The following is a 5,779-nucleotide window of genomic DNA, read 5'->3' on the forward strand; positions in this document are numbered from 1 at the left end:
TAGTTTATCTAAGTTCTAGTAGCTAGATTCACTAAAAAATACTCTATCCTAAGGATAGAGTATTTAAACTGGCTGGGGATATAGGATTCGAACCTATGCATACAGGAGTCAGAGTCATGTGCCTTACCGCTTGGCGAATCCCCAATATTTATTTATCTTAAGAACCTCTGTCCTTTCGACAAGTTATATAATACTATAAATATAAAATAAATGCAATAGTTTTTAAAAAAATACATAAAAATAAAAAACTAACTACCTAAATAGATAGTTAGCTAAATTTTTAATATAAATGACTTTATTACTTTATTTCAGCCATATTTTTGATTAAATTCTAAATTTTTTCTTCATTAAATAGTATTATTTTAATAATATTATTTTTAATAGATTTTAGTATTATCTTTGATAGTATTTTTCTTCATTAATATTTTTTACTTAGATTTTATTTTACTTGCATTTTCATGTATAAATATCATAGATATAAGACATATAATTAAATACAATATAAGAAATACTATAGCTCTACTAGATGATCCAAAAATTTCCGACAAACAATCTATTACTATCCATTTTCCAAAACTCACACCTTTACCCATTGCTATTGAATATACATTTAATTTAAATAATGTATTTTTCAAAACCTCAGTTATAACTAGCAATAAAAATGAATTTTTCCCAAACATAATTAAAGGATAAAATAACTTATATAGTTTAAAATTTTTTTCAAAATCAAATAAAAAATACATTATCGATTCTACAATCATAAAGCTTCCTAAAACAATAAATGAAAAAGATGAAGACCATATATTTACATTATGTGGACAAGTTTTTTCTAGAATTAAAGATATTATAATAAGTCCCATTCCTAAAATAATAAGTCTATTCATTTTTTCCTTAACATCTGCTTTCTTATCAAGTAAAAAAGTTCCTCCTGATAAAGAAATTATACCTGAAAAAATCGCTGAAATTGTAGAAATCATTCCGTATCTTTCAAACGTATAAAAATGACCTTTTAAAACCCTTGAATCTACAAAAAGTGCAAGACAATTTTTCATATCATTTCCAAATTTCTTTGAAATGATAAAATATAATATCAATCCAATTGAACCTAATACCAACAATATAATTCCCAATACATTTATCTTTAAATTAAATTTTCTAAATACAATATATATCAAACTTACTATAATATATACAATACTTATAAATTGTAAAATACCCATTATTCTAAAATGATTAATATCAGAACTTGTTATTACATTTAAAAGTAAGCCTATTAAAAAAGTACTAATTCCTACAATTAATTTCTTTATAATAATATCTTTATAGCAAATTTTTCTTTTTAAATCTCTTTCAATATTTGAAGGAATCATAAAACAAGTAGCCAATACTAGTACAGGTACTCCTAAATCTACAAATTTAATACCATTCCAACTTGAAAGTAATAAATATTTTGGTAATTCATCAGACACACCTAAGCCTGATGCAAGTATAATAGTTATTATTGCTATTCCTTTAATAATATCTATAGATATAAATCTTTTATTTAATTCTTTTTTTATATGATTTTGCTCTTTTTTATTAATTTCTTTTTTATTAATTTCTTTTTTATTAACTTTTTTCTTATTACTTTCTTTTTCATTAATTTTATTTTTATTAATTTCAATTTTGTTTTTATTAATTTCTTTAATGATAGGTTCTTTTTTAATTTCTTCATTTTTGTGGATATTATTTTTATTATTATCAATTTCTCCCTCTATATCTTCTATAGAAACATCATATCCATCATATATAGGAACATCTTCTTCTTGTATATAATTTTCCACTATTTGAGCTATTTCTTCTAAAGATATATTTTCTTCTATACTGTGATTATTATTTTCTTTTTTCACACTATACACCTCTAACCAACTTTTTATATATTACTATTTTTTCTTTTTCTTCTTTTTTGTTTTCATAGGAGGTACTTTTGCTCCTTTATTATCATACATTCCAGTTGATTTTGTTTTCTTACCTTCTCTAACAGTTTTTATCACTGATGCTACAAACACACCTACACCTATCCCTAAAAGTATCTCTGACCATTTTAATTTTGGTTGTACTTTCATTCCTGTTTCAGCAAATATATTTGTCATTGTTGTTAACATAAATATACTCGATAATAAAGCTATTCTTTTTATTTTTTTCATAGTTAATTTTCCTTTCATTTCTTCTCTACTTATATTATATATGAAAAGGTTGTATATAAAAATAGTTATTAAAAAAATGCCGTAGATAAATTCATTAACATTTATCTACGGCTTTATTTTAACAAAAGGATAAATTTATATTATACTAATTTTTAATAAATATAGTTTAACTATTTTATTGCTTTTTTTATTGAATTTATTACTTTTTCACTAATTGCATCTTTTCCACCAATTACAGTTATTTTATTGAATGAAGATGCTTTTGTATGTTTTTCTATACTTTCAGGTAAAACATCTTTTTTAACTAAAAGTACTGCTGATTCTCTTCTTCCTGCATAATTTCCTGCTATTAATGCATCTGGGAAATCCTCTCCTGTTGCATATACACCTAATTTTGTATTTGGATATGCTTCTTTTGCTATTGCTGATGATGTTTCATATCTATCATATCCACCTATTCTTTTTATTGATTTTGCTCCTGTATATACTTCAGAATCTTTTTTACTATCTTTTGATAGTTTGAATCCTTTTTCTAAACTTTTTTCTACATTATTAGATATTGCTTTATCAAGTCCTGCTATTTTTATATTTTCTATATCCCATTCAGCTAATGCTTGTTTTGTATAATATGGTATAGAATCTTTTTTAGCTAACAATATAGGTGCTTTATCTTTTACTGCTAATGGTGCCATACATAATGCATCTGGGAAATCTTCTCCTGATGCAAGTTCTGCCATATTTTTATTTCCTTTTTCTCTTATTTTTATAGCTATTTTTCTAGCAGTATCATATCTATTTACACCATCAAATCTAAATATATCATAACCTTTATTTTCTAATTCAGTTACAACTTTTTTAGAAACTGCATCATATCCACCACTTATATATATTTTTCTAGCTCCTAATCTTTCTATTTCTTCCATTGTTTTCTTAGGAATATCATATTTATATGTTAGTAATGCTGCTCCATTTTCTTGTATTGCAAATGGATTTGCTGTAAGAACATCTGTATATCTTTCTGCATTTGCTAAAACAACTACAGGTGTTCCTGAAGGATACACTTTTTTACTAGCTTCTACTGCTGTTTCTATTCTATTATTTCCTTGTATCTTATCAGTATCTACATTGTTTCCTGTGTTATTATCATATGATTTTTTATGTACTATCACTTGTACTGTTATTTCTTTGCTTATACCATCTGCATCTGTTACTTTATATGTAACATCATATTTTCCTGGTACATCTGGTTTTACATTATTTTTTACAACTTCTATTTTGTTTGATATATCTTTTCCTTTTCCATCTGTTGCAGTTATTTTATTATCTTTTATTGCATCTTTTGGATCATATTTATTGCCTTCTATTATACTTAAATCACCTGAAACATTAAATTTAGGTGCTTTATTTATATCTAGTCCAGGAACTTTTACTTCTACTTTTACAGGAACTTCTACTTTTGTTGTTATTCCATCTTTATCTTTTACTGTATATATAACATTGTATGTTCCTGAATGTTCTTTATCAATTTTACTATCATCTATCACTATATTTCCTGATATATCATTTCCTTCTTTATCTGTTGCTGTAATACCATTTTTTAAATCATCTTTATTATATTTATCTCCACCTTGTATTACTATATTACCTGGTATATTTATTTTTGGTGCTTTGTTTATATCTAATCCAGGTATTCTTTCTATAACAGTTACTTCTACAGTCTTTTCTGTTGTTACTCCATATTCATCTGTTACTTTATATGTAACATCATATTTTCCTGGCTCACCATTAGCTGCTGTGATTTTACTATCATCTATCACTATATTTCCTGATATATCTTTTCCTGTTTTGTCTGTTGCTGTAACACCATTTTTTAAATCATCTTTATTATATTTATCTTTTCCTTCTATTACTATACTATCTGGTATATTTATTGTAGGTTTTTTTGCAACTCTTACAGTTTTTGTTACAGTACCAGTTAGACCGTTACTTCCTGTATTAATTAATGTAGTTTCATATGTTCCTTCTTCATTGGCATATCCTGTATATGGAGTACTTCCTCTATATATTTCTGTTCCATCTTTTTTTACTATCCATTCTTTACCAACTATTGTTGCTGGAGTATCTATTTGAGATTTATCATCTATTTCAAATTTACTTCCAAAATCTACAATAGTATTATCATTTTGTACTACATTTCCATTTACTTTATAATCAAACTGTGTAGTTAATGCTGTATTGTCTGGTGCTGCTTCCATTTTAAAGTCAAAGAAACTTACTGATGGATTACTACAAGAAACTGGTCCAAAAGAACCTGGTTTGACAGGAATACTTACTTCTTCTAATTGTTTATCATTCAGACTTATTTTTGTAGAATTTTCTTTTATTTCTATAGATACTTTATGTTTTTGTGGGTATCTAGAACCTTCTGGTAAATCACCTTCTGCTAATTTTACACCTTTTGAGAAATTTGCACTTGCCCCAACTGTACTTGGATCTATTTGATGGTCAGGATAAATACCTGTATTCTTATTCCAATCATAATCAAGTTTACCGTGGAATAATGGACCTATATGTGCTATATTATTATCAGCAGGTATCCATTCATCTATACGTGCTATAGTCCATTTATTGTGAGCTCCACATTCTTCATATATGTAGAAAGAGTATACATCTTTACCTTGTTTTTGACTTTTTTGTAATCCCCAAATAAATCCTCCTGTATCTCCATCATTATTTTGCATCTGATATTCTAATGTACCTGTTGTGAATTTCATTAGATCTGGATTATAAAAACCTGTAAATCCAACATTGGCTGTAGTATTTATTTTATTTTCAGATGCATGATATTGCCAATAAGCATTGTATCCTACACCTGGTATTCCTGGAAGGTTTTTCCAATCATTAAATACCTTCCCCATGTCTATATCAACACGAGGTTGAATTTCAGTGCTTTTTTCTTGTCTTATTTCAGTTTTAGTAGTTACATTATTTTGTGCAAATACAGTAACCGTATTGCAAAGTAATGCAATTGATAAACCACAAGATAATAATTTTTTCTTCATTAGCTTACATCTCCTTTTTAATATAATTATTTTTTATCTTACCGAATCCTATTGTAAACAATTATATCACATCAATTATAAAAAACAACATATTAATTACTATTTTTTTTAATATTTTATTTCGATTTATTTTTTATACTATAATCATTTTAATTTAATTCTAATTTATATTAAGTTTTTTTTATATTTATTTAATTAAATATGAAATTTTGTATTAAAAAAAATATCTTTTATATTTCAAATAAAAATATAAGCCTATTATAATTTAATTAATATCTTAAAATTAAAAAGACGAGGAATTTTCCTCGTCTTTTTACATTATTTATAAGTAATTTGTGCTATTTTATTTATAAGTAATTTGTGCTACTTTACATTATTTATAATAAACACTTTATACTATCTTGATTTATTTTATTAAACCAACTTTTTCAGCTATAGTGTTTATAACACTTTCAGCAATACCATATCCTACTTTAGATATAGATATTCCTTTAGTATCAGCATTATCTTTTATAGCTTTTATCTGAGCAT

3 protein-coding genes and 1 tRNA gene are annotated in these 5,779 nt (G+C 25.4%); all 4 read right to left on the reverse strand.

Going from position 1 to position 5,779, the window contains the following annotated elements; all coding sequences use genetic code 11:
* Positions 1–69: 69 nt before the first annotated feature.
* Positions 70–144, reverse strand: a tRNA-Gln gene (locus Q1J78_RS05495).
* Between the two features lie 284 nt (positions 145–428).
* Positions 429–1,889 carry a hypothetical protein gene (locus Q1J78_RS05500; protein ID WP_300277944.1) on the reverse strand — a complete coding sequence of 487 codons (1,461 nt, stop codon included), beginning with the start codon at positions 1,887–1,889 and terminating at the stop codon, positions 429–431.
* A gap of 33 nt (positions 1,890–1,922) precedes the next feature.
* Positions 1,923–2,204 (reverse strand): hypothetical protein, encoded by a 282-nt coding sequence (locus tag Q1J78_RS05505; protein ID WP_300277947.1) that lies wholly within the window; start codon positions 2,202–2,204, stop codon positions 1,923–1,925.
* Positions 2,205–2,356: 152 nt separating this feature from the next.
* Complete coding sequence (locus tag Q1J78_RS05510) at positions 2,357–5,248, reverse strand: cell wall-binding repeat-containing protein (protein WP_300277950.1); 2,892 nt, start codon at positions 5,246–5,248, stop codon at positions 2,357–2,359.
* Between the last annotated feature and the right edge of the window lie 531 nt (positions 5,249–5,779).

This window comes from Peptacetobacter sp. (assembly GCF_029264495.1).
Lineage (GTDB): Bacteria > Bacillota > Clostridia > Peptostreptococcales > Peptostreptococcaceae > Peptacetobacter.